Below are 24645 nucleotides of genomic sequence, written 5' to 3'. Positions count from 1 at the left end.
TTTATTTTTTCGCTTCGCTTTGCAAACTCCCGATGCCGGTCATGATTTGCGCTTCACCGCGAATCTTGATCATGGAAGTATGTTCGGTAAACTGTGCGACCAGCACTTCGCCATCATCCAGCATTTCCGTATGGTTCAGCTTCGTATCGGTACCCCTTGACAGCCCAATGACGCTCACCCCGTCCTGCAACGCTTTCACGACGATATAATCCGCCTGCGCCTCTGCTTTCATTTTCGGGCCTCCTTTTTATTCGTTTAAAAAACTTTTCATATATTCATCTTACCACAGCGCCGTTTGCAGTCAAAGCGCCGGAAACGCCGCGCTCAGGCTTTCCCCGGCTGTACCGGGATTTCGCAGGCATTTGCCCCGGGAAAACGGGTGCCAAACGTATGCGCGTTTCCCTTTTTTGGGCCCTGCTGTATTAAAAAAAAAGGCTGCCCAGGCAGCCTTTTTTCCGCTCAAAGCCAACCATATGTAATTACTTCACTGCGTCTTTAAGCGCTTTCCCCGGCTTGAATGCAGGCACTTTGCTTGCCGCAATGTCGATTTCCTCGCCGGTTTGCGGGTTTCTTCCTTTACGGGCAGCGCGTTCGCGCACTTCGAAATTACCAAACCCGATCAGTTGGACTTTATCTCCGTTTGCCAATGCATTTTGAATTGTATCAAAAATAGCGTCAACTGCTTTTGTCGTATCTTTTTTGGAAAGTTCGGTAGCTTCTGCCACTGCATTGATTAAATCCGTTTTATTCATTCCATTCACCTCCTCCAAAAGAAACGTAGAAGTCATTTCCAGTTTCTTCTCTTCAGTGTATACGGTTTTCCCTCATCATAAACGTTTAAAACCGGATGGAATCAGGCTTTTCAGCACCAATTCTGTTAAAAGATTATCATAATCGCAAGAGAGGTGCAAGAACTATTCGCTAACAAAGGAAAACTTTTCAATTTTTTTCGGATTTAAAGTACTTTTCCCGAAAAAATTCTAACTTGCGGCCAAAGATGCTCGTCCCACGTATACAAAAAAGGGATACCGCGGTATCCCTCTTACAAAATAATGGCGATCAGGCCGCCTGACCCTTCGTTAATGATCCGTTCGAGCGTTTCTTTTAACTTATAGCGGGCATTTTCCGGCATAAGCGATAATTTTGCCTGGATGCCTTCCCTGACAATGGAACTTAAGTTGCGCCCGAAAATATCCGAATTCCAGATGGACAGCGGGTCATCTTCAAAATCCTGCATCAGGTACCGCACAAGCTCCTCGCTCTGCTTTTCCGTCCCGATGATCGGGGCAAATTCCGATTCGACATCGACTTTGATCATATGGATGGACGGCGCCACTGCCTTCAGCCGGACGCCGAAACGGGATCCTTGGCGGATGATTTCCGGCTCATCCAGGCTCATATCCTGCAGGGAAGGTGAGGCAATCCCGTAGCCGGTTTGTTTCACCATTTTCAGGGCATCGGAAATTTGGTCGTATTCCGATTTTGCATGGGCGAAATCCTGCATCAGCTCGAGCAGATGATCCTTGCCGCGGATTTCAACGCCGACGATTTCCTTTAAGACCTGGTCGTACAGTTCATCCGGCGCCTCGAGGTCGATTTCCGCCACCCCTTGCCCCATTTCAATGCCAGCAAGGCTTGCAGATTCAATAAATTCATATTCGTTAAAAGCCTGGACAACGCGGTCCACATCGCGTAGCCGCTTAATGTCTTTTACTGACTCTTTCACGGCGTCCTGATAATTTTCACGCAGCCAGTGGTTTTCTTTTAACACCATGACCCAGCTCGGCAGGTTCACATTGACTTCCAGTACCGGAAATTCGTACAGCGCTTCCCGCAGCACATTCAGCACATCGGCTTCACGCATGCTTTCCACTGACATGGCGAGCACCGGAAGATCATACTTTTCCTGCAATTCCGCCCTCAGCATTTCCGTCTCCGAATGATGCGGCTTTGCCGAATTGACAACAATGATAAACGGTTTGCCGACTTCTTTTAACTCGGCAACAACCCTTTCTTCCGCTTCCACGTAATCCTCACGCGGAATTTCGCCGATCGTGCCGTCTGTCGTGATCACAACCCCAATGCTTGAATGTTCCTGAATGACCTTTCTCGTGCCGATTTCCGCCGCTTCGTGGAAAGAAATCGGTTCTTCATACCACGGCGTATGGATCATGCGCGGGCCGTTTTCATCTTCATATCCTTTCGCGCCCGGAACCGTGTAGCCGACACAGTCGACAAGCCGGATGTTCACATCAAGCCCTTCGTCGACATGGACAGCAACCGCCTGGTTCGGCACAAATTTCGGTTCTGTCGTCATAATCGTTCTCCCAGCCGCGCTTTGCGGGAGTTCATCCTGCGCCCGGTTTCTGTCCGCTTCGTTTGTAATGTTCGGAAGCACAACGAGTTCCATGAATTTTTTAATAAAAGTGGATTTCCCCGTTCTGACGGCGCCCACGACCCCCAAATAAATATCGCCGCCCGTACGTTCTGCAATATCTTTAAAAATATCAACTTTTTCCAATTTGTTTCCCTCCCCACATTCGTTCCCGGGACACCATCATTCGCGCTGATGATAGGACATTATATGTGTATGATGTTGTCCGACCGCCTTATGTCTATAAAATGATTTTTTATAGATTTTCAAAAAGTTGCTGTACAGGATTTGCCCCTGTTTATTTTTTCAAAATTTTTCCTTACGAAGAGACGCAGGACCAAAAAATAAACCCTTTCTCTAACAATATATTGGGATGAGAAAGGGTTATGACTATTTTGCCATAAATACCGGTTCATTTTTTTGATTTACGGTGCAGGGAAGGGAATAAGCCGGTACAAACGGGGAGCCTTCAGTTAACAGCACGCGGATATCTTCCCCGGGTTTAAACGCCCGCTTGCCCGTTTTGAGCGCTTTTGCCAGATCAGCCCGGTAATCGACATAAATGCCGCCTCTCCCGGTAATGACAAACGGCAGTTTCCGGCCGGTATACGGAGACACCACGTACGGATCTGTTTTGTAACCGAGCTTTTTAAAATCTAAAGCGTATACATTTCTTGCAATCTCTTTTTTAAATGGCGGATAGCCCTGGGACGCAATCCGGATTTGCAAGTCTCTTATTTTCTCGGGTATTCTCGTATCAAACACTTTGACCGTCGGATGATGTTCCGGATCAAGGAGCACATATTGCAACGTGCCGCCGTTGTCATACGCATTTGCCGGCGGATCGGGCAGGTAGTTTTTCGGGCTTTTCAGCTTGTTGAAATCAATCGGGTATTTTAAATAGACCGGCGTATTTTGCGGCTTTGTCTTGATCGGAAGCAGGCCGCTATTGTCTTTCCGGTATTCATCTACAGCTTTTTGCACCATTTGAAGCTGCATGTCATCCGGCAGCCCGCTTTCTTTTTCCTGTGCCCCCGGATAAAGGCAGCCGCCTAAACTGATGCAGGCGCAAACAGCTACAAGCAATAGCAGCATATTTTTGAAGTGCAAAACGATCTCCCCCTCCGGTTAATTTGCCGGCCCGCTCAGCACGATATAAGCCATAATCAGGCCGCCCAGCGCCAGGCAGGCATACGCAATCACAGCAGCCGCCCATTTGAACAGTTTTTGTTTCAGCCTGTATCGGCTTGCAACAATCAATACCATCGCCAAACAGAGCAGGCCCATGCCAAAAAGCGAAATCCACATATTCGCCATCCCCCGGGACAAAACCATCTCCCCTTTCTCCCTTGTAAAATTCGTAAACTTTTCGGACTTCGGACATTATATCATAAGCTTTTGAAATGTTTCAATTTACGGCATAAAAAAGGCCGGGGCGAACGTCTGCCCCGGAGAAAAGGTTGACTATACCCAGCCTGCGCAGTTTAAAGCGAATTCTTTTTCCTTGCAGTTTATGCAACATGCATCCATCCGGTATCGTCCGAAAGCCTACCGGGACTTTTTTGCCAAGATGCCTAGTACTGTTCCCCCAGCATATCCATCAAACCTTCCATTTCATGTTTTTTCAGCCGGCCCATTAAATTGTCGACTGCTTCTTTCGGATCAAGTCCTTCAAATAAGACATGGTAAAGGGCATCGGTAATCGGCATTTTCACTTCGTACCGGCTGGAGAGCTGGTAAGCCGCCTTTGTTGTCCGGACGCCTTCCACGACCATTCCCATTTGTTCCAGCACATCATCGAGCTTTTTGCCTTTGCCGAGCATATTGCCGGCCCGCCAGTTCCGCGAGTGGACACTCGTACACGTCACGATCAGGTCGCCAATTCCGGCAAGCCCGAGAAAAGTGAGCGGATTTGCACCCATTTTAGTGCCGAGCCGGGCGATTTCCGCAAGCCCTCTTGTCATTAAAGCCGCTTTCGCATTGTCCCCGTAGCCGAGGCCGTCCGAAATGCCGGCTGCAAGCGCAATAATATTTTTCAGGGAACCGCCCAATTCGACGCCAATGATGTCGGGATTCGTATAGACGCGAAAATTCGAGTTCATAAAAATGTCCTGCGCTTTTTTGGCAGCTGCCATTTTTTTCGATGAAACGGTTACGGTCGTCGGATGGCGCAGGCTGACTTCTTCAGCATGGCTCGGCCCCGATAAAACCGTGAGATCCCGCAGCAACGATTCCCGCATTTCTTCTTCAATCATTTCCGAAATGCGCATCAGGGAACCCGGTTCAATCCCTTTCGTGACATGGATGATGGAAAGCGGGCTTTTCCGCACCGCTTTTACTTGCCTGCATACATCACGCACCGCTTTTGTAGGGACCGCCAGTACAGCGGTATCAATGTCGTCTAACGCTTCTTCAAGTGAAAAGATGCCGGTAATGGCAGATTGCAGCTGAATGCCCGGCAAATAAAACGCGTTTGTATGGGATGTATTGATTTCATCGATCTGGCCTTTTTTGTTTCCCCACAACCTGACCTGAAAGCCGTTATCAGCCAAAACAATCGACAAGGCAGTGCCCCAGCTCCCCGCGCCGAGCACTGCAATCGTTTTTTTGGACAAATGAAACACCCTCTTTATGTTTATTTACGCGCACGGGCGATGATGTGGATCGGCGTTCCGGTAAAACCAAACGCATCACGGATCCGATTTTCCAAAAACCGTTCGTACGAAAAATGCATCAATTCGGGATCATTGACAAACACAACGATCGTCGGCGGTTTGACGGAGACTTGCGTTGCATAAAAAATTTTCAGCCGCCGCCCTTTGTCCGTCGGCGTCGGATTCATCGCAACCGCATCCGTTATAACTTCATTCAGCACGCTGGACTTCACGCGCATCGCATGGTTCTCGCTGACCGTCTTAAGCAGCGGGAACAGCTGGTCCAGCCTCTTTTTCGTTTTTGCCGATACGTAAATGACCGGCGCATAATCAAGAAACTGAAAATGGTCCCGGATTTTCTGTGTAAACTGATTCATCGTTTTTTCATCTTTTTGAACGGCATCCCATTTGTTGACGACAATGATCACGCCGCGGCCCGCTTCATGGGCGTAGCCGGCAATCCGCTTATCCTGTTCGCGGATCCCTTCCTCGCCGTTTAAAACGACACAGACGACATCGGAACGCTCAATCGCCCTCAATGCGCGCAGCACACTGTATTTTTCCGTGTTTTCATACACTTTTCCTTTTTTGCGCATCCCTGCTGTATCAATCATAACATAAGTTTGATCTTCATAAGTATAGACGGTATCCACTGCGTCTCTTGTCGTCCCTTCTATGTCGCTAACAATGACGCGCTCTTCGCCGAGAATCGCATTAAACAGCGAAGATTTTCCGACGTTCGGCCTCCCGATGAAACAAAATTTAATGACATCTTCCCCGTACTCCTCGTCCGCTTTTTCCGGAAAATGTTTGACAACTGCATCGAGCAGGTCGCCAAGGCCGAGGCCGTGTGCGCCTGATATCGGGAAAGGATCGCCAAAACCGAGGGCGTAAAAATCATAAATCTGGGTGCGCATCTCGGGATTGTCGACCTTGTTCACTGCCAGAACGACCGGCTTTTTTGACCGGTACAATATTTTGGCGACCATTTCATCCGCAGAAGTCACACCTTCTCTGCCGCTTGTGATAAAAATGATCACATCCGCTTCCTGGATGGCGATTTCAGCCTGCTGCCGGATCTGCTCGAGGAACGGTTCATCCCCGATATCAATGCCGCCTGTATCAATCACGTTAAATTCGTGTGTCAGCCATTCAGCCGGACTGTATATGCGGTCCCTTGTCACTCCCGGAACATCTTCCACAATCGAAACGCGCTCTCCTACAATTCGGTTAAAAATGGTAGATTTGCCTACATTCGGGCGTCCGACAATTGCCACAACCGGTTTTGCCATACGATTCACCCTTTCTGTTCCGTTTTCGCAAAACAAATCAACTTTAGTAGTTTATCAATATTTTCTTGTTCAAGCAATATGCCGTAATTCATCCTGGCTTTTCCTTTTTTGCCGCTCTTTCTGAGATGAGATTCAAGGCGGTATCGATGAAATGCCAGCCGCACGCGTAGAGGAGAAAAAGCCCGGCGATATCGAGATATGCCGCAGATCCTGCCGTAATATGGAAATCCCATTTTGCAAGCACGAGCGCATACAGGATTTCCCCTTGTGCCGTACCGGTGAGTGCAGCGGCAACGGCATCCATTTTTGAGCGAAAAAGCAAATGGACAAGGATAAACAAAAACAGGCTATAGCAAATAGTACGCCAGGCAAACATCCAGACCGGATCGTACAGTTCAAATAACAACAGGCCTGCATAACCTGTCATCACGATGAAGACGCCGGCGAGCCGGACCAAAAGTGCCCATTTCGAAAATCTGCCGAAGTACCCATAACCGGCAGCCATAATGACGATGAGCGCCCAGCTCATATCAAGACGGCCCACCGCCGCTTGATGCGGAAAGGCAATCAAAAGCAGCAAAGCAACCAGTGCTGCCGGAAACCGCAAAGGGTGATCCCTTTCCAGCAAAAATGTCGCCCAAATCCATACCGCCCACATCACCCCCAAAAAAAATGCTCCTTCCACGGTGCACCCTCCTTTATCTCCATTATGGGAAAGATTGCACCGGGTTAACCGCAAGTTTTTCGCTTTTTTCAGGCATACTACAAGCGGGGGTGAATGGGCAATGGGAAAAGACCGCCAGGAGAAAAAACTGCGCCAAAGCGGGCGTGTAGAAAGCGACCGTGACCAAGCGCTCCATTACGGAGGGGCAACCCGCCTCGAAAGCGCTGACGCAGCACGCAAACGGCAGTAAAGAAAACGGTTTATAGAAAAGACAAAGCGCAAAAAAGCTGAGCGGCACCGGCAACCCGGGCGCCGCTCAGCTTTTCCATTCCATCCGGACATTTTTACTGTTTAAATTTCTTCAACTGGTCCCCAATCATATCCCCGAGCTGGAACCCGGTATTTTCTTCAGGCAGGTCATAATCAGAAGCTTCTGTATCGGCCTGTTCCAGTTCTTTCATGCTTAAGGACAAGCGGTGTGCCTGTTCGTTGACATCGAGCACTTTCACCTGCACTTCCTGTCCTTCCCTTAACACTTCATGCGGGGTGGACACATGCTTATGGGAAATTTGTGAAATATGAACAAGCCCTTCAACGCCCGGGAATACTTCTACAAACGCCCCGAACGAAACTAGGCGTTTTACCGTTCCTGTAAGGACAGTCCCTTTCGGCGCTTTCTGTTCAATGCCTTCCCAAGGGCCCGGAAGCGTATCCTTGATGGACAAGGAAATCCGCCCGTTGTCCCGGTCCACCGACAACACTTTCACTTTGACTTGCTCTCCTTCTTGGACGACATCGGACGGCGTTTCCACCCGTTCGTGCGCAAGCTGGGAAATATGGACAAGGCCGTCAATTCCGCCGATATCGACAAAAGCGCCGAAACTCGTCAGCCTTTGCACGGTCCCTTCCAGCACCTGGCCTGCTTCGAGATGGTCAAGGATATCCTGGCGTTTTTCTTCTTTTTCTTTTTCCACAACAGCTCGGTGTGATAAAATCAACCGGTTTTTGTCTTCGTCCAGTTCAACGATCAAAAAGGGCAATGTCTTCCCTTTATAGTCGGAGAAGTCTTCAACAAAGTGGTCCTCGACAAGGGACGCAGGAACAAAGCCGCGGACACCCAAATCGACAACAAGGCCGCCTTTTACCACTTCATTGACTTCCGCTTCAATGATTTCCTGGTTTTCAAATTTTTCCTTCAGCTCATCCCAGGCTTTTTCAGCATCATATTTCCGTTTGGAAAGAATGACGGCGTCTTCTTCCACTTTCGTAACGACGAGATTCAGCTCGTCCCCTTCTTTCACGGCATCTGATGCGGTTTCAATATGGAGATTGGAAAGCTCGCTGATCGGAATAATCCCGTCCACTTTGCTGCCTTCAATGGAAACGAGCACTTGCTTTTCCTCCACTTTGACAACCGATGCTTTCACTTTATCCCCTACAGAAAGGGACCGTACTTCTATTTCATTCATTTCGTCTGACATATGTACTTCCTCCTTATCCGGCGCTTCAACTACCATTGAATATACCCGTTCTTTTCAAATTAATTCGTATAATTCAAAAAGAAACGCTTTCCTATCAAATTTCTAACATCTTTTACTTTTTGTCAAGTAAAGAAGCCGATTGCTGCTGTGCCATTTTTTCTTTTGCCATCGCAAGAATCTTTCCGGCAACTTCATCAATATCCATGCTTGTCGTGTCCAGTTCTACGGCGTCCGCCGCTTTAGAGAGCGGTGAAACTTCCCGTTCGGAATCCAGCCTGTCCCTTTCCTCAATCTCCTGTTTTAAACGGCTGAGGTCTGAAGGGATCCCTTTTGCAACATTTTCGGCATGGCGCCGCTTTGCGCGCTCATCGGCGCTGGCTAGCAAAAAAATTTTCAATTCGGCATCCGGCAGTACTTTTGTCCCGATATCCCGGCCGTCCATGACAACGCCGCCACCGCGGGCGAGCATCCGCTGCCGCTTGACCATTTCTTCACGGACAACGGCATGCTTTGAAACAGCCGAAACTGCTCTCGTCACTTCCCTTTCCCTGATCTTGCCGGTTACGTCTTCACCGTCGACAAAAACGACCTGGCCGTTTTCCCCCGGCTCCAGGCGGATATTTGTCTTGTACAAAAGTTCGGCAAGCGCATTGCCGTCTTCAAGGTCCGTTCCGTACTGCAGCGCTTTATAAGTAAGCGACCGGTACATTGCCCCTGTATCAATGTAAATATATTGCAACTGCTCGGCAACTTTTTTCGCCGCCGTGCTTTTCCCTGCAGCAGCAGGACCGTCGATGGCAATATTGATTTTTTTCATACAACGATTTCACCCTATTCTCTCTTGTTGCATATACCCGTTTTTTGGGCAGATAAAAGGATACACCCTTTTTATAGTGTACCATAAAATGGTGAATCCTCCTATCCATGAAATGCAAGTTTTATCCGGAAAGCCCCTTTTTACGGAGCAAAAGCTGCTGCTCGAAGCAAAAACGCAGGATATACTGCCTCTCTTTCGCGCTTGTATTTTTAAACTGGAGCGAGGCCCCTGTTTTTCCGCCGGTTTCAAACAGCCTAACGACGGAAAAATGCAGCTGTAAGTATTGGTAACCTTCTTTTAGCGGCAGGACAAGAAGCGCTTTTCCTGTTTCATGCTCCCTTGGGCGGATATCATCAGGCAAATAGACCGCACAGCCGCCCGAACTGATGTCTTTTGTAACTGCCGTTGTTTTCAAATTGGATTCCGGAAAGGTGAGGGCAATATCGAGTGCGGCGTCTACCCTGACATACTGCCGTCGCTGGATTTTGCGCACATCTTCCGGATCAGGAGCGGATAAAATGAGCATCGGGATATTGCCGAGTTCCCTGCCGGTTACTTTTGATGAAAACCGGTAAGGAATCTGGCCGTCCGAAACGAAATCAACGAGCAGCCCCTGGCCGAGCAGCAAAAATACGGTCCGGTTTGTTTCCATGTCGATCGGGTAATCAATATAAATTTTATCCTCTTTTATATCCGCAATTTTACATCTATATCTTTTACCTGTATCTTTATCTTCCAGTGTGAGTTCCAGCCCGACTTTTAACATCTTCCCAAACCCCTTTTATAGATTCCAATCTTATTATGACACAGGCTGGGCAGTTTTGTATTCTTTTTTCGCGTTTCATTTCATTTTTTGCCAAAAGGCCCGGCTGTACGCCGGGCAATGCTCATATGGACTTGCCGTATGCTCTTTCCGTGTTTTTCAGCTTTTCCACTTTTTCTTCGTTGCCGTTTTCCGCGTTGATATAAATCCGGTACGTTTCATCATGCAACACGCCGAGAAATTCATAACAAAGCACTTCCCGGTTCATGTCGCCGGTCATGATCGCAAGGCGGCTTTCCATAATGTCAAGCTTCGGATTCACACGGGACCTTGCTTCTTTTTCGCTGATGGCGGGCTTTGGAATATCCCTTTTTTGATGGCTTTTCAGAAAATCATCCGCTACAAACCCGATCACCTGGCCGTTGTCAAGCGCCACTTTTAATTTGACCGTTTCCGGATAAATGCGGACATTCCCCTGTTTCGCAGCGAAAGAAAAAACACCGACGTTGTCATATTGTGTGCTTTCAAACATGTCCATTTTCTCAAAATGGTGCCGGTTTAAAAAATCCGCCGCTTTCTTTTGGGCCTCGTTTAAACTGATTTTTTGCTTTCCCACCGGACGCTTGTTGAAAAACCAGACCGGGTATCCCCCTTTCCGCGTCACATCTGCGGTTGTTTCATTGCCGTTTTTGTCTTTTATACGGACGGTGTAAAAAGAAAAACGGGCGCCTTTTTGATTCGGTTTGGCTTCCGCCTGGCGGGCCGTTTTGAGTCCGGCGTATTGTTTTACAGTGGCGACAGCCTGTTTTTTGCTGATCATTTTTCCTTCCAGGTGCTCATAATGGTCATCGCGGTTTTGGAAACTCGTAAAAGACGGGCTGTTCAAATCGGCATTGTCATAGCCTTTGACCGTCCTTTCGACCGTCTTAAAGCCGTCGATGATCGTATTATCCTTCGTTTCTTTTCCTTGGGCAAGGGCGCGTTCCACGTCCATCCAGCGGAGATTGTGCTTTAAAACGTTATTTTGCACGCCACGGAGCTGGTCCTGGATATCCGCGCTCTGTCCGTACAGTTTTTTCAGTGAAGCATACTCTTTATCGGATAGAGGTTCTTTATCCAAATCGCGCACCGCCGTCCGGTAGCTGAAATTCCCGATATCAGTCAGAAATTCTTCCGTTTTATGAAAAGGCAGAAGCGATAACGGAAGCTGGCCGACATCCGCATGCGCTTCTGATGTCAGGCGCCATACTTCAGCCAGTGCCGGTGAAAGGGACTTGCGCGAGTTCATGGCGAGGGTGTTTCCGATTTCATCATGCAAAAGGTCCATTCTGTATGCAAGGTCATGAAAAGCCCTTTGATACGTGCTTTCTGCATTTAACAAGACCGCCTCTTTTTCACGGTGCTCTTTATATGCCCAGGCAGCAGTCCCGCAAAGCCCGAGGGCAAGCACAACAATCATTGCCCGTTTCAGCATATTCATTTCCCCCTCTTATTTACAAAAAATATGTTTGCCGATTCGTTTGATTTGCGGCCTTGACCAGATCCACTTGCTTGTTGCGGTCGCCGGATTAAAATAATACAGCGCATTACCGGACGGATCCCAGCCGTTGATCGCATCGAGGACGGCTTTTTTTGCCGTATCATTCGGCGCAAGCCAGATCTGCCCGTCGGAAACACAGGTAAACGCACCCGGTTCGAAAATCACCCCCGAGATGGTGTTTGGAAAAGACGGGCTGTCAATACGGTTTAAGATAACAGCCGCCACGGCCACCTGCCCTTCATACGGTTCGCCGCGCGCCTCCCCGTAAACCGCTTGCGACAAAAGGCGGATATCGTTTTGCGAAAAGCCGTTCGGCACATTGGTTGCGGTTTGAACGGGTTTTTTGGCTGCCGTTTTCGGTGCCTGTTTTTTTGTGCCGCCGTAATACGTGAATTTTTTCCCGCTTGCAACCATGGACTTTACGTATGCCGCATCGTATTTTGACGCTTTGACGAGTTTCGCTTTGACGCCCGGGCCGGCGAGGCCGTCAACAGGCATTCCGTATGCCTTCTGGAAATTTCTTAAAGCCCAGTAAGTGCTGTAACCAAACACCCCGTCAATCGTTCCTTTATAGTAACCGATGTACTGCAGCCTCGCCTGCAGTTCAATCACATCATCCCCGACCGCTCCTTTTTGAATCACCTGATTCGAAAACGCCCGGGCCGTCCCGCTTGTGCCAAAAGAAAACAAGGCCAATACGGCACAAAGCAGCAACATGTATTTTAAGCGATTTTTTCCAATCATACCGCACCCCCCAAAAACTTTAAGCATTATCCGTAGTTTCTGGAGAAGGCGGCAATTTTATGCAAGACATAAAAAAACAACCGGCGATTGATCCGGTTGTTTTGCCCGTTATCATAATTGTTGTGTCCCTGCCGCATCCTGCGCAAAATGTTTGGCAGAAAGGCTGTGCGCCTGCTTTGCTTTTTTCAGGCCGAGCCACCAAAGCCCGAGCATAAACGGCACCATAAAATACAGCCATTTTTGCTGGGTGAGCATGATCCAGTCGTAAAAACCGTGCAGGATCACCGGCACCATAAAAGAAAAAAGGAACCAGCACTTTTTGCGCGGGGAGAATCTGGATTTTCCCATATAAAAGCCCATCATGACACCGAAAATGGCATGGCTTGATACAGGAAGAAGCGCACGCCCGAACGCCAGGTCAACGCCGCCCGAAAAAAGCGATAAAATATTTTCGAGCGTGGCAAATCCGAGCGAGACGCTGACGCCGTAAACGATGCCGTCAAAAGGTTCATCAAATTCCCGGTTAAAAAACACAATAGCGGCCAAACACAGCCACTTGCAAAGTTCCTCCGGCAAAGCGGAATGGAGGAAAGCATGCCAGATGCTGCCCGAAAAGAGATGCTCCCGTTCGAGGATAAACTGCAAAAACATAACCGGCAGCGTGACAAGCGCACCGTATAAAAACGCTTTTGCAACAACAAGTATCGGCTCTGGCTCAAACTGGTCCCGCAAATAAAAATAGCATAGCAGGGCAAGTCCGGGGGCGATGCCGGCTGACAAAAGGACAAGCATATCGAAACCTCGCTTTTTGCAAAAATCAAATGATCCGTGCCAAGTCATTTGTTTTCATCGTAACATGAAAAAGCCGGAAAAGAAATACTGCCCCCCGAAAAAACCCTTTAATTTCCTTTTTGCAAGAGAGCCTCCCGGTTTTTGATCGCTGTGGCAATTACACCGCCATGGAAGCGCCCGTTTTCAATAAAAATCTCATTGGCATTGTTTCCGGCAGCAAGCACGCCCGCAATAAAAATCCCTTCAACATTCGTTTCCATTGTCTCTTCGTTGTAATGCGGGCGGCCTGTTTCCGGATCAACGTCCACTCCCATTTTCCGCAAAAACGTATGATCCGGATGATAACCGACCATCGCAAATACAAAATCATTCCGGATCTCTTTCACTTCTCCGCCTGCTTCGTATACAACGCTCTGTTCTTTAATTTCTTTTACGTGCGCCTGAAATTCCATTTTCACTTTCCCGTGGCGGATAAGCGAATCAAATTCCGGCAATATCCACGGTTTAATGCTTTCGGAATAATGATCGCCGCGGTACAGCACGGTCACGCGGGCACCCGCCTTGTGAAGCTCAATCGCGGCGTCTACAGCCGAATTTTTTCCGCCGATCACACAAACATCGGTGTCAAAAAACGGATGGGCTTCTTTAAAATAATGGTACACTTTGTTTAAATCTTCCCCCGGAACATCCAGCCTATTCGGATTCTCGTAATAGCCGGTTGCGACGACCACATAAGGCGTCTCATATTGGCCTTTTGTCGTCGTAATGAAAAAGGTTCCGCGTTTCTTTTCGACACGGAGCGCTTCTTCAAACCGGTGGATGCGAAGGGCCTTCAGTTTCGCCACTTCGCGGTAGTATGTAAGCGCCTGGTTGCGTTTCGGCTTTAAATTTTCGGTAATAAACGGCACATCGCCAATTGCAAGCCGGTCGCTTGAACTGAAAAAAGTCTGGTGCGTCGGATACCGGTAAATCGCATTGACGACATTTCCTTTTTCCAGTATAAGCGGATGTTTCCCGATTTCCTGCAGGCTGATTGCAGCAGCCAATCCGCAAGGGCCGCCGCCGATAATAATACAATCTTCTTTTCGCATGTTTGTCCACTCATCCTTTTTTCGTATCTGCCTTTTCGTTTTCATCCGTTTATTTAAAAATCTCCCACCGTGAACACGACAGGAGATTTCAGCCTTTCCTTCTTCTGAACCTGCAAAGCCCCGTTTGCCGCCCGGCTGGAGCCAGATTTCGGAAACTCTAAATCCAGCCTCTGAACCGCGAAGCTTCCGCCACTCTTCTCACACCGATCATATAAGCGGCAAGCCGCATGTTCACCCGGCGTGAGCGGGAAGTATTGTAGACCGTATTAAACGACTGGACAAGCACTTTTTCAAGCTTTTCTTCCACTTCTTCCTCCGTCCAGTAATACCCCTGGTTATTTTGTACCCATTCAAAATACGAAACTGTGACGCCCCCGGCAGATGCGAGCACATCCGGAACGAGCAGAATGCCGCGGTTGGTTAAAATTTCGGTTGCTTCAAGCGTTGTTGGGCCGTTTGCTGCTTCCACCACGATTTTCGCCCGGATATTATGGGCGTTTTCTTCTGTAATTTGGTTTTCAATGGCGGCCGGAACGAGAATATCGCAATCCAGTTCAAGCAATTCCTTGTTCGTAATCGTATTTTTAAACAGGGTTGTAACCGTCCCGAAACTGTCGCGGCGGTCGAGCAAATAGTCAATATCGAGGCCTTCCGGATCATGCAGCGCGCCGTATGCGTCGGATATGCCGATCACTTTTGCACCCGCATCATGCATAAACTTTGCAAGGAAACTTCCGGCATTGCCGAATCCCTGAATGACAACCCTGGCGCCTTTTAAATCAATCCCTTTTTTTCTGGCCGCTTCACGGATGCAGATGGTTACCCCTTTGGCCGTAGCGGATTCGCGGCCGTGCGAACCGCCAAGCACAAGCGGTTTTCCTGTGATAAAGCCTGGCGAATTAAATTCGTCAATCCGGCTATACTCATCCATCATCCAGGCCATAATCTGCGAATTTGTAAACACGTCCGGTGCCGGAATGTCTTTCGTCGGGCCGACAATCTGGCTGATCGCCCGGACATAGCCGCGGCTCAAATTCTCAAGCTCGCGGAAAGACATTTTCCGCGGATCGCAAATGATGCCGCCTTTTCCTCCCCCATACGGCAGATTCACAATGCCACATTTCAGCGTCATCCAGATAGATAAGGCTTTCACTTCATTTTCCGTCACATCCGGGTGAAACCGGACGCCACCTTTTGTCGGGCCAACAGCATCATTGTGCTGCGCGCGATACCCCGTAAAAATCTTAACCGTACCATCATCCATTCTGACGGGAATTTTAACCGTTAACATACGGACCGGCTCTTTTAAAAGTTCGTATACTTCTTCAGGGTATCCAAGCTTTTCAAGAGCTTCGTGAATAATTGTCTGTGTCGATTTCAGCACATCTCGACTTGCTTCCATTGTTTGATGATCTGCGCCCTTTTCGGCTGCCATTATCGCAAACCTCCTAGATACGAAAGAAATATCTGCTATCAAATTTAGTATACAACTTTCCCCAGCAGATGAAAACCTGAAAAAACATGGCGGACGGTTACGGGAAATGCTTCAGGAGTTCCGCAAGCGCATTTTCCTCAAACACCGCGATCCCGTATTCCCGGACCATAAACGGGGAAATCCGGGCGCGCTCGCCGTATTCAAGAATAAGCGGCGCATTTTGTGTTCCCGGTTTTTGCAGCAAATAATACTGGTCTTCGAATATATAAAGGCTGCACGCAGAAATCCGGCCGATCTGGTTTAAAAAGCCCGCGAGCGCAATCATTTCCTCAATCGATGGAAAAAAGTAGGCTTCTTCCTGTTCCAGCGTTTCCGGATCCGCCCATTCGCCCGTATCCGCGTCGTCCACTTCCCCCACTGTCAGAATAAACACCAATTCCTGGACATTAAATGAATAGATTTCAATGGTCAGCATATCGCTTTCGCCGACATGGTAAGCCTGATCCGCCAACTCCAGCATTTCTTCAAATAAATGATTCCAAATGGGCGAGTCGAGATCGTTTTCCATAATACCGCGTTCCGATAACTCTTCAAACGTAATGGAGTATTTAATTTTATTGGATGAAATCCGTTCCAGCTTCATTGATTTCCGCCCCCTGCATACGGATCTTACCTTATCGTATGCGGAAGAGGAAAGATGGTTCATGATGGCCGCCTGCTGCTTTCGATCGTAATCAAATGGGCTTCCGGTTTTGCACAAAGCCTGAGTGGAACAAGTGTCGTGCCGTAACCGTTGCTTATGAGGTGGATGACATTGCGCACTTTCCTCACCCCGCCGCGCCTGTAGCGGCTAAGGCCGAGAATGCGGATCTGCCCGCCGTGCGTATGGCCGCTCAGCATCACATCGATATCGTCCCATTCATGAAGCTGGTGGATCATTTTCGGGTTATGGCTGATTAAAATCCGGAGATCGTCCGGCTGCACCGATTGAAGTGCTTCATCGAGATTTTCGTTTTCCGTCGTCAAATCATCCACGCCGATCAGCGCAATCCGTTTTTTCCCGTTTACATATACAAAATCCGCCGCGTTGCGCAGCGTGCGGACGCCGGTTCTGGCAAAAACGGCCGCGAGCGCTTCGCCGTCCGCTTCATAATCATTATTTCCCCACACAAAAAATACCGGGCCAATTCTTTTCAGCAACCGCAAATTTTCCTCTGTTCTGGAAAGCGGAACCCCCTTTTCCAGCAAATCTCCCCCGATTATTGCAAATCGTGCTTCTCCTGTTGCCTTTTCGACCAGCCCGGGATCAATTTTGCGCCGGTGGATATCGGAAATAAAGAAAAAAGTGCACGGCTCCTCTCCGGCCGGATATTCATCAAGCAAAAACCGGTGCCGGATGAGTCGGTTTAACGATGCTTCATAATGCATATACATCAATAAGACAATGCCAAGCAAAAAGGCAATCGATAAAAATGCAAACATACACGAGTGCTCCTGTTCCGCCGGGTACTGGCCGGCACAAACGAAATTTTCTGCAATCCCTATCCGTATTATATCTTAATCATGGCAGATAGAAAGCATTCCGGCATTGTTTTTGACATAGCGGGAGAGAACCGCACATAAAATGAAAAAGACTTTTAAATGTCAGGAGGACTGAGATGAAAAACCATTATAAAACGTATCATCCCTTTATCGGACCGTTTGACCCCTGCCCGCCGATAACCGAAAAAGTTTATTCCACCCCGCCGAATTTGTATTTAGGGTTTCAGCCCCCGAACCTTCCGCAATTTGCACCGCAGGAAGCGTTGAGGCGCGGGACGCTTTGGAGGCCGCTTTATGACCCGTATTACAGCCCGTATGAACGGGCAAAGGAGGAAAACGATTGAAGCAGCTGCCAAAAGAGTATTACACAAGGCTTGAAGAACTGCAGGCCCTTGATTTTGCACTTGTGGAACTGAACCTTTATTTGGATACCCATCCCGATGACCAGGCAGCGATCGAACAGTATAACACTTTTGTCCATGCCAGGAAAAAAGTCAAAAGAGCATTTGAAAAACAGTTCGGGCCGCTGACAAATTTCGGGCACAGCTATTCGCCAACGCCTTTCCAGTGGAAAGAGCCGCCGTGGCCGTGGCAGGTATAAGCAAATAAAGGAGGAAACCGTACATGTGGATCTATGAGAAAAAATTGCAATATCCCGTCCGGGTCTCAAGCTGTAACCCGAGACTTGCGAAACTTTTAATCGAGCAGTACGGCGGAGCGGACGGAGAGCTTGCGGCAGCGCTCCGGTATTTGAACCAGCGCTACACAATCCCGGATAAAGTGATGGGGCTTTTAAATGATATCGGCACGGAAGAACTGGCCCATCTTGAAATGATCGCGACGATGGTCTTAAAATTAACAAAAGATGCCACGCCGGATCAATTGATTGCTGCCGGCCTTGACGCGCATTATGTGGACCATGATAAAGCGCTCCATTACCATAATGCCGCAGGAGCCCCGTGGACAGCTACCTATATCCAGGCAAAAGGGGATCCGATTGCCGATATTTATGAAGACATTGCCGCCGAGGAAAAAGCGCGGGCTACGTATCAATGGATCATCAATTTAAGTGACGACCCTGACCTAAATGACGGGCTCCGCTTTTTAAGGGAGCGGGAGATTGTCCACTCGCAGCGGTTCCGCGAAGCCGCGCAAATTTTAATGGAAGAAAGAGACAGGAAAAAAATTTTTTAGAAGATGCCGGGGCATCTTCTTTTTTTCGGCGGCTTTTAGTCTCCGTACCTGTTCTGGTGAATGGCTACTTGTTCTCGTGGTATAAATTAATATCAAACTCTTTTTGCATCATTTCGAATACAAGGTGGCGATCCTTCCAGCTTTCCCCTTTCCATAAATCTTTGCTTTTATCAATAATTTCGCAGCGGAGCGCATGAAATTCTTTTTCAGCCTTTTCCCGCTTGTCAAACAAGATTTTGCTCATGCCCCAAAGCGCGGCGGCCAAAAGCAGGAAAAACAGGTGAAACGGGCTTTCAGAAATACCGGAGAAAACGGAGAAAACGGAACCGGCATTTTCAAAAGACCTGTAAACATAGTAAGCCCAAGCGCATGTGTAGAGCATGCTTGTCCAAAGAAAAACAAGATGTCGCTTCCGCAGGCGGTCAAATTTTTTTTTGCGTTTGACAGCACTTTGCAGCATCTGCTTTGTCGCCGCATCTGTCCCTTTTAGCCCGGTGATGGACGGCTCCATACTGATCCCCCCTCACTCTACTATATGCTGCAGGGAACAGATCCATGACAAGCAGGCAGCTGCCCTGTCCTGAAATTTCGCCGGCAGATTCCCCCCCTTTTTGTAGGCCATTTATCGCGGCACGGGCATCTATCTAAAAAACAAAAACGTATAACAGATGTAAACGGCAATCGGCACTAAAATAAAAATGACAGCCAATAGGTTCACAAGCGGCAACCGGGAGCGGGATTCCTTTTCGGTACTTTTCCGCTTTTCTGCCCGCGAAACGGCCGCCGCCGTTTGTTTCTCCGTTTTTTCCTTTGCTTTGCCGGCCGGTTCAAGCTTTTGCCGCCGTTTTTCCATTTCAATGATATATTTTTCGTCTGACATGGCTTCCCCTTCCCCACATCCGGACTAAATCCCCTGTTTTTTGATGCGGATACCTAGTAAACAATCGATTGTAAAATGCATGATGATGACCGCCGGAAGATTTTCATGAGAAAGCGCATAAACGGCACCAATCCAAAAACTCAAAAGCAGCACATTCGCGATTAAATACCAGTGGTCAAAATACCGGATATGCATGAGTGCAAAAATAAGGCTTGCTGCCGGCAATCCAAAATGCGTCTGGATGGCGCCCCGAAACAAGAGCTCTTCCGCCACCGCGATCAGCGCCGTTAAAGCAATAATAGACGGAACCGAACGGGTTTTAAAAATCCGCTCATTCACGCCCCCGTCATCATAATACGCTTTCGGGAGCCATTTCATGAGCAAAGTATCCGCAAAAACGACAGCAACTCCGTTTAATAAACCGTATGCACATTTCGCAAATGACATATGAAAGTGCTGAAAAAATGCTTTGCCATCCGGAAATAACAGAAATCCGAGCAAAGCGGCAGCAAACAGGAGAATCAGCTGTGTCAAAATTAAGTGAAAAGTAAGTTCCCGGTCTGTGAGTTCCTTGATCAAATCCGCCTGTTTTCTTCGTGCCATTTTTGTTCCCCTTTTCTGAATAGGTCCTGCAAAAGCAATTCCCATGCAGGAACGGTTTCGAGGGTGCCCCCGCTTTTTTGATTGCTTTCATATAAGGCTGTTTCAAGGCCGCAAATGTCACAGCACGCTTCATTGCCAGCAGCGGGCGGTTCACCGAAATACCGTAAAATTTCCGAGCGGCGGCATGACGAAGACCGGACCATCTGCACCATTTCCTTTAACTTCCGGCGCTTGTACGCCATCCGCTCGTCCCGGATGGCTGCAACCTCCCGGGTCCATGCTTCTTCCGGCAGGTTAAGCACTCTATGGTGCAGCAGAAACCGGAGTTGCGGTTCCGTGCATCCAAGCGCCGCCCCGGCTTCCTTCAAATCTCCTTTCCATCTGCTGAAAGCGGCCAATTGTGCATCAGTCGGAAGCTCAGCCTCGATCAGCTGAAGCGGGAGCCGTTCATCCCCTTCCGTATACAAAAGGACGGCAATGCTCGGGAGCCCGTCCCGCCCGGCTCTACCGATTTCCTGCAGATAGGCTTCCATCTGCAACGGCAGGTGAAAATGGATGACAAAGCGGATATCTGCTTTGTTCACCCCCATGCCAAACGCGCTTGTCGCACAAATGATCTTGATCTGTCCGTAAATAAACTGCTGCTGGATCAAAATTCTTTGCTCCTGGTCAATGCCGCTGTGATAGGCGGCCGCTTCGGCGATCCCCTCCTGCCTTAACCGCGCCGCCATTTCCTCAGCCGCCTTTTTGCTTGAAAAATAGATGATGCCGGGCTTCTGCAAGTTTTTCGCATAGGCAACTAGTTTTTCCTCTTTTTCGCGGTATGAAGGAATCCGGTCTATTTTAATGGCGATATTGGGCCTGTTGACAGAATAAATAAACCGGTTTGGGTCTTTTAAGCCAAGATACTTGCAAATATCGTCCCTCACCTGTTCTGTTGCTGTGGCGGTCAGAGCTAGGGTAAGCGGTGTGCCCAATTGTTTCCGGACTTCGCCAAGGTTTAAGTATTCCGGCCTGAAATCATGACCCCACTGGGAAATACAATGCGCTTCATCGACTGCAAAGAGCGCAGTCCGGATGGTTTTTAATTTTCCGAGGACATGGCGGTTGTGCAGCATCTCCGGCGAGACAAAGATGAATTTGAAAGCGCCCAGATGCGCAAGGGCCGCTTCCCGCTCCGGACCGGTTAAAAACGAATTTAACGCAACCACACTTTTTTCGCCGCGCATTTTCATCTGCTCTGTCTGGTCCTGCATGAGCGATAAAAGCGGAGAAACAATGATGCAGGATCCGTCCAGCAAATAGGCAGGCAACTGGTAGCATAAAGATTTTCCGGTACCGGTCGCAAGCATCGCCAGTGTATCTTTACCGTCCAGCAGTGAACGGATGACTTCTTCCTGCCCTGGCCGGAATGCGCTGAACCCGAACTTACTTTTCAAAAAGCTTAAAAGATCCACTGCGGCCCATCCTTTCTGCCAATACAAGGCGAATATGGAAATACGGGATGTCCCCTACTTTTTCTTTAATCGGTTTTAATTTCTTTGTATTTAAATCAGCGGCTGCCCGGATGATCTTTTGTTCTTCATCCTTTGGCACATACCGGTTCAGCGGAAAATCCGGGACCGTTAACGCGATTTCAATCAAATGGTCTTCAATCGTGCTTTGTTTTAACCCTCTCAGCGTGCTGATTTCCGCAATCGTTTTCCCTTGCTTCAAGAAGCCAAATGTCACCGCGGCAGACCGGGTCAGTGGCAAGGCCTTTTGCACATCGTGAAGCATTTGGTATAAATACCGGAATGTTTCAGGATCTCCGAGGATGCGCCGGACGATAAAATGAAGCAAATGCAAAAACCGGTACCAGTACTCTACAGGATCAAGGTGCAGGGCGGAGGCAGCCTGCGTGATCGTATATCCGATCCGGCCCGCACCCGTCAACCGAAGGACAAAAATTTCAGGCTTTTCCGGCGGGCTGCCGGAAAACAGACGGTAAAATTCACGGTACAAATGCTCCGCTAACGCAATCCTGCTTTTTGCATGCTGTTTCAGCCAGTTTTTTGCCCAAGCCTGAAGAGCCGGGTCCCTTTGAACCGGATAATATACTTTATTTCCATACACTAAGTTGGATACGGCCTGGGTAATGAGATTCAACCTTTTCCAAAACAGATTTGCCGAATCCTGGTATTTCAAGCCGTCCAGGTAAGGAAACCGTTCTTCCATCCTGCCGGTTGCCAAAAGCAGGGCAGCACCTTTTTCTGTGACCACGCAGGCATCCGGGCCGCTTTTTTGCAGCAACCCGGCTTTTAATAGGGCCTCTACTTCGCGTGTGAAAGCCTCACGGGAAATAAATGGAAACGTTTGAAAGAGCCTGCCAATCTTGAAAAAATGGGAATCCTGGATCGTCTGTGCTGATTTTTTGCCGTTTAATAGATGAAAAACAGCATAAGGGGTGCGTTCTCCATTCAGGTTGCTGAAGCAATCCAGCAATACAGCCTGTAAAAAAGGCATCTGAATCCTCTCCTGTTCTTTAGCTGAAAAAAGGGGGAAGTGCAAGGAAAAATCGGGGGTTGGTTCTATTTTAACATGGAAACCGGCGATTTGTTTACCATTTTTTTCATTGATTCGACAGGTTTCACGAACTCCGCCAGCCCGCTATTGAAATAAGAAAAAAAGAGTTTTAAAATGAAGGAGAAACACCGGCATGCCTTCGTGCACATGACGAGGCTGCCCGTTTTTCTTTTCTGCCATGATTGAACAACGAGGAGGAATCAAAATGGCAAAGTTTACAATCGTGGACAAAGATACATGCATCGCTTGCGGCGCTTGTTCCGCCAGCGCTCCTGATATTTTCGACTATGACGATGAAGGGCTTTCTTTTGTGATTTTGGATGATAATAAAGGCACTGCGGAAGTCCCGGAAATATTGGAAGATGACCTGATGGATGCCTTTGAAGGATGCCCGACAGAATCGATTAAAGTTTCCGACAAGCCTTTTGATGGCGATCCGTTAAAATACGAATGAAAAAAAGCAGGCCGTTTGAGCCTGCTTTTTTTCATATTCTTTTCCCCCCAATGGCGGATGCTTTGTCAATCCAATTTTTCATTTTTGTAAACATGAGCATAAACAAAGCCGTCACGATGAGGCCTTTCACAAGATTAAAAGGCAGCACGCCCGCCACAATATACGCTTTTACATTCCCGACCGAAAAGTTCATGAAGTACAGGTAAGCCGGTAAAATGACGAAATAATTTAAAATGCTCATACATACCGACATGGATACCGTGCCAGTGACTAGACCTACAGTCATGCCTTTTTTTGTCCGCATCCGTTTGTAAATGAGATATGTCGGCAGGACGAACAGCATCCCTGCAAAAAAGTTTGCCACATTCCCGATCGGTACCCCTGCTTCACTGCCGAGTGATAAATAATTCAGGATATTTTTGATTAGTTCCGCTACAACAGAAGCCATCGGCCCGTAAAGAAGGGCTGCCACCAATACCGGAATGTCGCTGAAGTCCACTGTTAAAAACGATGGAAAAGGCGGAACCGGAAATTTAATAAACATCAGCATAAAAGCCAGAGCACTGAGCAACGCGACCGCAACGAATTGCTTTACATCCCATTTCTTCATTTAAACTTCCTCTCTCCTTGTGACCGATTTATCATCAAAGGAAGAAAGGTGCCGCGGACCAAAATGAAAAGCCCCTGACAAAATGTCGGGGGCTTTGTAATAGGCGAGTCCAAATAAGCGTTTAATACGTCATTAAACACTGGCAACCCTTATCTTCTCCCATCCAGACTATACTGTCGGTTTTGGAATTTCACCAAATCCTGCCGGAAATCCGGCTCGCGGACTGAAAGGCAACTGCCTTATCACCGCCGGTCGGGAATCTCACCCAGCCCCGAAGATAAATCGTATGAAATTTTGATTACAAGCTTATTATACATGCCGGCTGCCATTTTGTGAAGCATTCCGCATCACTTTCATTCATTTTTTATTTTCAGCACCTGGCCGGCCATAATCCGGTCCGACCGCAATTTGTTCCAGCTTTTCAGCCTTCCCACGCTCGTATGAAAATGGAGGGCAATGTTCCAGAGCGTGTCGCCTTTTTTCACAGTGTAAGCTGCAGGCTGAGGGACGGTGGAAGCAGCAAAAACCCCGTAAGGATCATGGGTCTTGGCGGAAACCGTCTGGCCCGGCGCGCCTGGTCCGAAGATCAAAAACGGGTCAATGGCGTTTTTCTTATCCGGCGTCCATGGCCCGTTATGCACTTCAAAATGAAGATGGATACCAGTTGAATGGCCGGTCGAACCCATATAGCCGACCACCTTTCCTTTTTCAACATGCTGCCCCGCTCTCACTGCCCTTCCGGCAAGATGGGCGTAAACCGTTTCATAACCGGACGGATGGCGGATAAAAACAACATGGCCGTAGGATGCGGACAGATAGGAACGGATAACGGTACCTTCTTGGGCGCTGAATACTTTTGCGCGGTATCTTCCGGCAATATCAAGCCCTTTATGTGTGCCGTATCTTGTGTTAAATGTGTCGGAGATCGTCCCTGCCGCCGGAAAAATCCAGTCTTTTGTCGCTTCATGGATAACCGACCCGGATGCGGCTACGTCATTTGCCGAACAGGCAAACCCCAGGCATGCAGCTGTCAATGAAACGAAAAGGCATATTTTGATGTATGCCGGCAATTGATCCACCCCATTTTCATTTTTTCAATTCCGTTTCAAGCAAAGCCATCTTCTAAGATGCGCAAAAAACGGGAAAATAT

General features: G+C 48.3%; 30 protein-coding genes and 1 riboswitch. Of the genes, 5 read left to right on the top strand and 25 right to left on the bottom strand.

The window, feature by feature from the left end; translation table 11 throughout:
- Position 1 precedes the first annotated feature (1 nt).
- The 8 genes from mtrB to ABR335_RS08605 form a co-directional block, all read right to left on the bottom strand.
- Entirely contained in the window at positions 2-232 is a 231-nt protein-coding gene (gene mtrB / locus ABR335_RS08640; protein ID WP_017550470.1) for a trp RNA-binding attenuation protein MtrB, read from the bottom strand.
- A gap of 247 nt (positions 233-479) precedes the next feature.
- Positions 480-752, bottom strand: coding sequence for an HU family DNA-binding protein (locus ABR335_RS08635; RefSeq protein ID WP_013859513.1), 273 nt, complete (start codon positions 750-752; stop codon positions 480-482).
- 290 nt (positions 753-1042) lie between these two features.
- Positions 1043-2521 carry a stage IV sporulation protein A gene (gene spoIVA, locus ABR335_RS08630; protein WP_014098155.1) on the bottom strand — a complete coding sequence of 493 codons (1479 nt, stop codon included), beginning with the start codon at positions 2519-2521 and terminating at the stop codon, positions 1043-1045.
- A 243-nt stretch (positions 2522-2764) separates the two neighbouring features.
- On the bottom strand, positions 2765-3484 hold the full coding sequence (locus ABR335_RS08625) for a hypothetical protein (protein WP_014098154.1): 720 nt from the start codon (positions 3482-3484) through the stop codon (positions 2765-2767).
- Positions 3485-3502: 18 nt separating this feature from the next.
- A complete protein-coding gene (locus ABR335_RS08620; RefSeq protein WP_014098153.1) occupies positions 3503-3709 on the bottom strand; it encodes a DUF2768 domain-containing protein in 207 nt (68 codons plus the stop codon).
- 239 nt (positions 3710-3948) lie between these two features.
- On the bottom strand, positions 3949-4989 hold the full coding sequence (locus ABR335_RS08615; protein ID WP_350346108.1) for an NAD(P)H-dependent glycerol-3-phosphate dehydrogenase: 1041 nt from the start codon (positions 4987-4989) through the stop codon (positions 3949-3951).
- Positions 4990-5009: 20 nt separating this feature from the next.
- Entirely contained in the window at positions 5010-6320 is a 1311-nt protein-coding gene (gene der / locus ABR335_RS08610) for a ribosome biogenesis GTPase Der (RefSeq protein WP_014098151.1), read from the bottom strand.
- An 88-nt stretch (positions 6321-6408) separates the two neighbouring features.
- Positions 6409-7005 (bottom strand): YphA family membrane protein, encoded by a 597-nt coding sequence (locus tag ABR335_RS08605; RefSeq protein WP_017550473.1) that lies wholly within the window; start codon positions 7003-7005, stop codon positions 6409-6411.
- A 100-nt stretch (positions 7006-7105) separates the two neighbouring features.
- Between ABR335_RS08605 and ABR335_RS08600 the strand changes: the two genes are divergently transcribed.
- Positions 7106-7234 carry a YpzI family protein gene (locus ABR335_RS08600; RefSeq protein ID WP_014098149.1) on the top strand — a complete coding sequence of 43 codons (129 nt, stop codon included), beginning with the start codon at positions 7106-7108 and terminating at the stop codon, positions 7232-7234.
- A 94-nt stretch (positions 7235-7328) separates the two neighbouring features.
- Here the strand turns inward: ABR335_RS08600 and rpsA are convergent, their stop codons facing one another.
- From rpsA to ABR335_RS08550, 10 genes are all read right to left on the bottom strand, one after another.
- Positions 7329-8465, bottom strand: a complete 1137-nt coding sequence (rpsA, locus tag ABR335_RS08595; RefSeq protein ID WP_014098148.1) for a 30S ribosomal protein S1 — start codon at positions 8463-8465, stop codon at positions 7329-7331.
- Positions 8466-8577: 112 nt separating this feature from the next.
- Positions 8578-9282 (bottom strand): (d)CMP kinase, encoded by a 705-nt coding sequence (cmk, locus tag ABR335_RS08590; protein ID WP_017550474.1) that lies wholly within the window; start codon positions 9280-9282, stop codon positions 8578-8580.
- A gap of 121 nt (positions 9283-9403) precedes the next feature.
- Positions 9404-10048, bottom strand: a complete 645-nt coding sequence (locus ABR335_RS08585; protein WP_014098146.1) for a flagellar brake protein — start codon at positions 10046-10048, stop codon at positions 9404-9406.
- A 121-nt stretch (positions 10049-10169) separates the two neighbouring features.
- Entirely contained in the window at positions 10170-11519 is a 1350-nt protein-coding gene (gene ypeB / locus ABR335_RS08580) for a germination protein YpeB (protein WP_350346107.1), read from the bottom strand.
- A gap of 15 nt (positions 11520-11534) precedes the next feature.
- Positions 11535-12329, bottom strand: coding sequence for a spore cortex-lytic enzyme (sleB, locus tag ABR335_RS08575; protein ID WP_014098143.1), 795 nt, complete (start codon positions 12327-12329; stop codon positions 11535-11537).
- A 111-nt stretch (positions 12330-12440) separates the two neighbouring features.
- The gene (gene prsW, locus ABR335_RS08570; RefSeq protein WP_014098142.1) at positions 12441-13121 is read right to left on the bottom strand and encodes a glutamic-type intramembrane protease PrsW; all 681 of its coding nucleotides are present in this window, start codon (positions 13119-13121) and stop codon (positions 12441-12443) included.
- Positions 13122-13228: 107 nt separating this feature from the next.
- Positions 13229-14212 (bottom strand): YpdA family putative bacillithiol disulfide reductase, encoded by a 984-nt coding sequence (locus ABR335_RS08565; RefSeq protein ID WP_315958421.1) that lies wholly within the window; start codon positions 14210-14212, stop codon positions 13229-13231.
- A gap of 157 nt (positions 14213-14369) precedes the next feature.
- A complete protein-coding gene (locus ABR335_RS08560; RefSeq protein ID WP_035184678.1) occupies positions 14370-15647 on the bottom strand; it encodes a Glu/Leu/Phe/Val family dehydrogenase in 1278 nt (425 codons plus the stop codon).
- A gap of 97 nt (positions 15648-15744) precedes the next feature.
- Positions 15745-16290 (bottom strand): adaptor protein MecA, encoded by a 546-nt coding sequence (locus ABR335_RS08555; protein WP_350346106.1) that lies wholly within the window; start codon positions 16288-16290, stop codon positions 15745-15747.
- Positions 16291-16349: 59 nt separating this feature from the next.
- The gene (locus tag ABR335_RS08550) at positions 16350-17129 is read right to left on the bottom strand and encodes a metallophosphoesterase (protein ID WP_350346105.1); all 780 of its coding nucleotides are present in this window, start codon (positions 17127-17129) and stop codon (positions 16350-16352) included.
- A gap of 176 nt (positions 17130-17305) precedes the next feature.
- Here ABR335_RS08550 and ABR335_RS08545 point away from each other — a divergent pair, with 176 nt between their 5' ends.
- Genes ABR335_RS08545 through ABR335_RS08535 form a run of 3 tightly spaced genes read left to right on the top strand, consistent with a single transcriptional unit; the run spans position 17306 to position 18383 of the window.
- Positions 17306-17533 (top strand): spore coat associated protein CotJA, encoded by a 228-nt coding sequence (locus ABR335_RS08545; protein WP_014098137.1) that lies wholly within the window; start codon positions 17306-17308, stop codon positions 17531-17533.
- Positions 17530-17790, top strand: a complete 261-nt coding sequence (locus tag ABR335_RS08540; RefSeq protein ID WP_014098136.1) for a spore coat protein CotJB — start codon at positions 17530-17532, stop codon at positions 17788-17790. The genes ABR335_RS08545 and ABR335_RS08540 overlap by 4 nt, the downstream gene beginning before the upstream one ends.
- A gap of 23 nt (positions 17791-17813) precedes the next feature.
- Positions 17814-18383 (top strand): manganese catalase family protein, encoded by a 570-nt coding sequence (locus ABR335_RS08535; protein ID WP_014098135.1) that lies wholly within the window; start codon positions 17814-17816, stop codon positions 18381-18383.
- Between the two features lie 64 nt (positions 18384-18447).
- Here the strand turns inward: ABR335_RS08535 and ABR335_RS08530 are convergent, their stop codons facing one another.
- The 5 genes from ABR335_RS08530 to ABR335_RS08510 form a co-directional block, all read right to left on the bottom strand.
- Positions 18448-18894 (bottom strand): YpbF family protein, encoded by a 447-nt coding sequence (locus ABR335_RS08530; protein ID WP_035188060.1) that lies wholly within the window; start codon positions 18892-18894, stop codon positions 18448-18450.
- 129 nt (positions 18895-19023) lie between these two features.
- Entirely contained in the window at positions 19024-19263 is a 240-nt protein-coding gene (locus ABR335_RS08525) for a hypothetical protein (RefSeq protein ID WP_014098133.1), read from the bottom strand.
- 24 nt (positions 19264-19287) lie between these two features.
- Positions 19288-19866: a CPBP family intramembrane glutamic endopeptidase gene (locus ABR335_RS08520; protein WP_014098132.1), complete on the bottom strand. Its 579-nt coding sequence runs from the start codon at positions 19864-19866 to the stop codon at positions 19288-19290.
- Positions 19839-21323: a RecQ family ATP-dependent DNA helicase gene (locus tag ABR335_RS08515; RefSeq protein WP_014098131.1), complete on the bottom strand. Its 1485-nt coding sequence runs from the start codon at positions 21321-21323 to the stop codon at positions 19839-19841. The genes ABR335_RS08520 and ABR335_RS08515 overlap by 28 nt, the downstream gene beginning before the upstream one ends.
- The gene (locus ABR335_RS08510; protein WP_061565207.1) at positions 21295-22371 is read right to left on the bottom strand and encodes a helix-turn-helix domain-containing protein; all 1077 of its coding nucleotides are present in this window, start codon (positions 22369-22371) and stop codon (positions 21295-21297) included. The genes ABR335_RS08515 and ABR335_RS08510 overlap by 29 nt, the downstream gene beginning before the upstream one ends.
- 265 nt (positions 22372-22636) lie before the next feature.
- On the opposite strand from ABR335_RS08510, the gene ABR335_RS08505 reads away from it, so the two are divergent.
- Positions 22637-22885 carry a ferredoxin gene (locus ABR335_RS08505; protein ID WP_014098129.1) on the top strand — a complete coding sequence of 83 codons (249 nt, stop codon included), beginning with the start codon at positions 22637-22639 and terminating at the stop codon, positions 22883-22885.
- Between the two features lie 31 nt (positions 22886-22916).
- Here ABR335_RS08505 and ABR335_RS08500 read toward each other — a convergent pair whose 3' ends face one another.
- Together ABR335_RS08500 and ABR335_RS08495 are read right to left on the bottom strand one after the other, a co-directional pair.
- Complete coding sequence (locus ABR335_RS08500) at positions 22917-23495, bottom strand: ECF transporter S component (protein WP_014098128.1); 579 nt, start codon at positions 23493-23495, stop codon at positions 22917-22919.
- 147 nt (positions 23496-23642) lie between these two features.
- Positions 23643-23778, bottom strand: a riboswitch (FMN riboswitch).
- A 70-nt stretch (positions 23779-23848) separates the two neighbouring features.
- The gene (locus ABR335_RS08495; RefSeq protein ID WP_235601121.1) at positions 23849-24574 is read right to left on the bottom strand and encodes a peptidoglycan DD-metalloendopeptidase family protein; all 726 of its coding nucleotides are present in this window, start codon (positions 24572-24574) and stop codon (positions 23849-23851) included.
- Positions 24575-24645 lie beyond the last annotated feature (71 nt).

Source organism: Heyndrickxia faecalis, assembly GCF_040267745.1.
Lineage (GTDB): Bacteria > Bacillota > Bacilli > Bacillales > Bacillaceae_C > Weizmannia > Weizmannia faecalis.
This window is presented reverse-complemented; position numbering and strand designations above follow the sequence as displayed.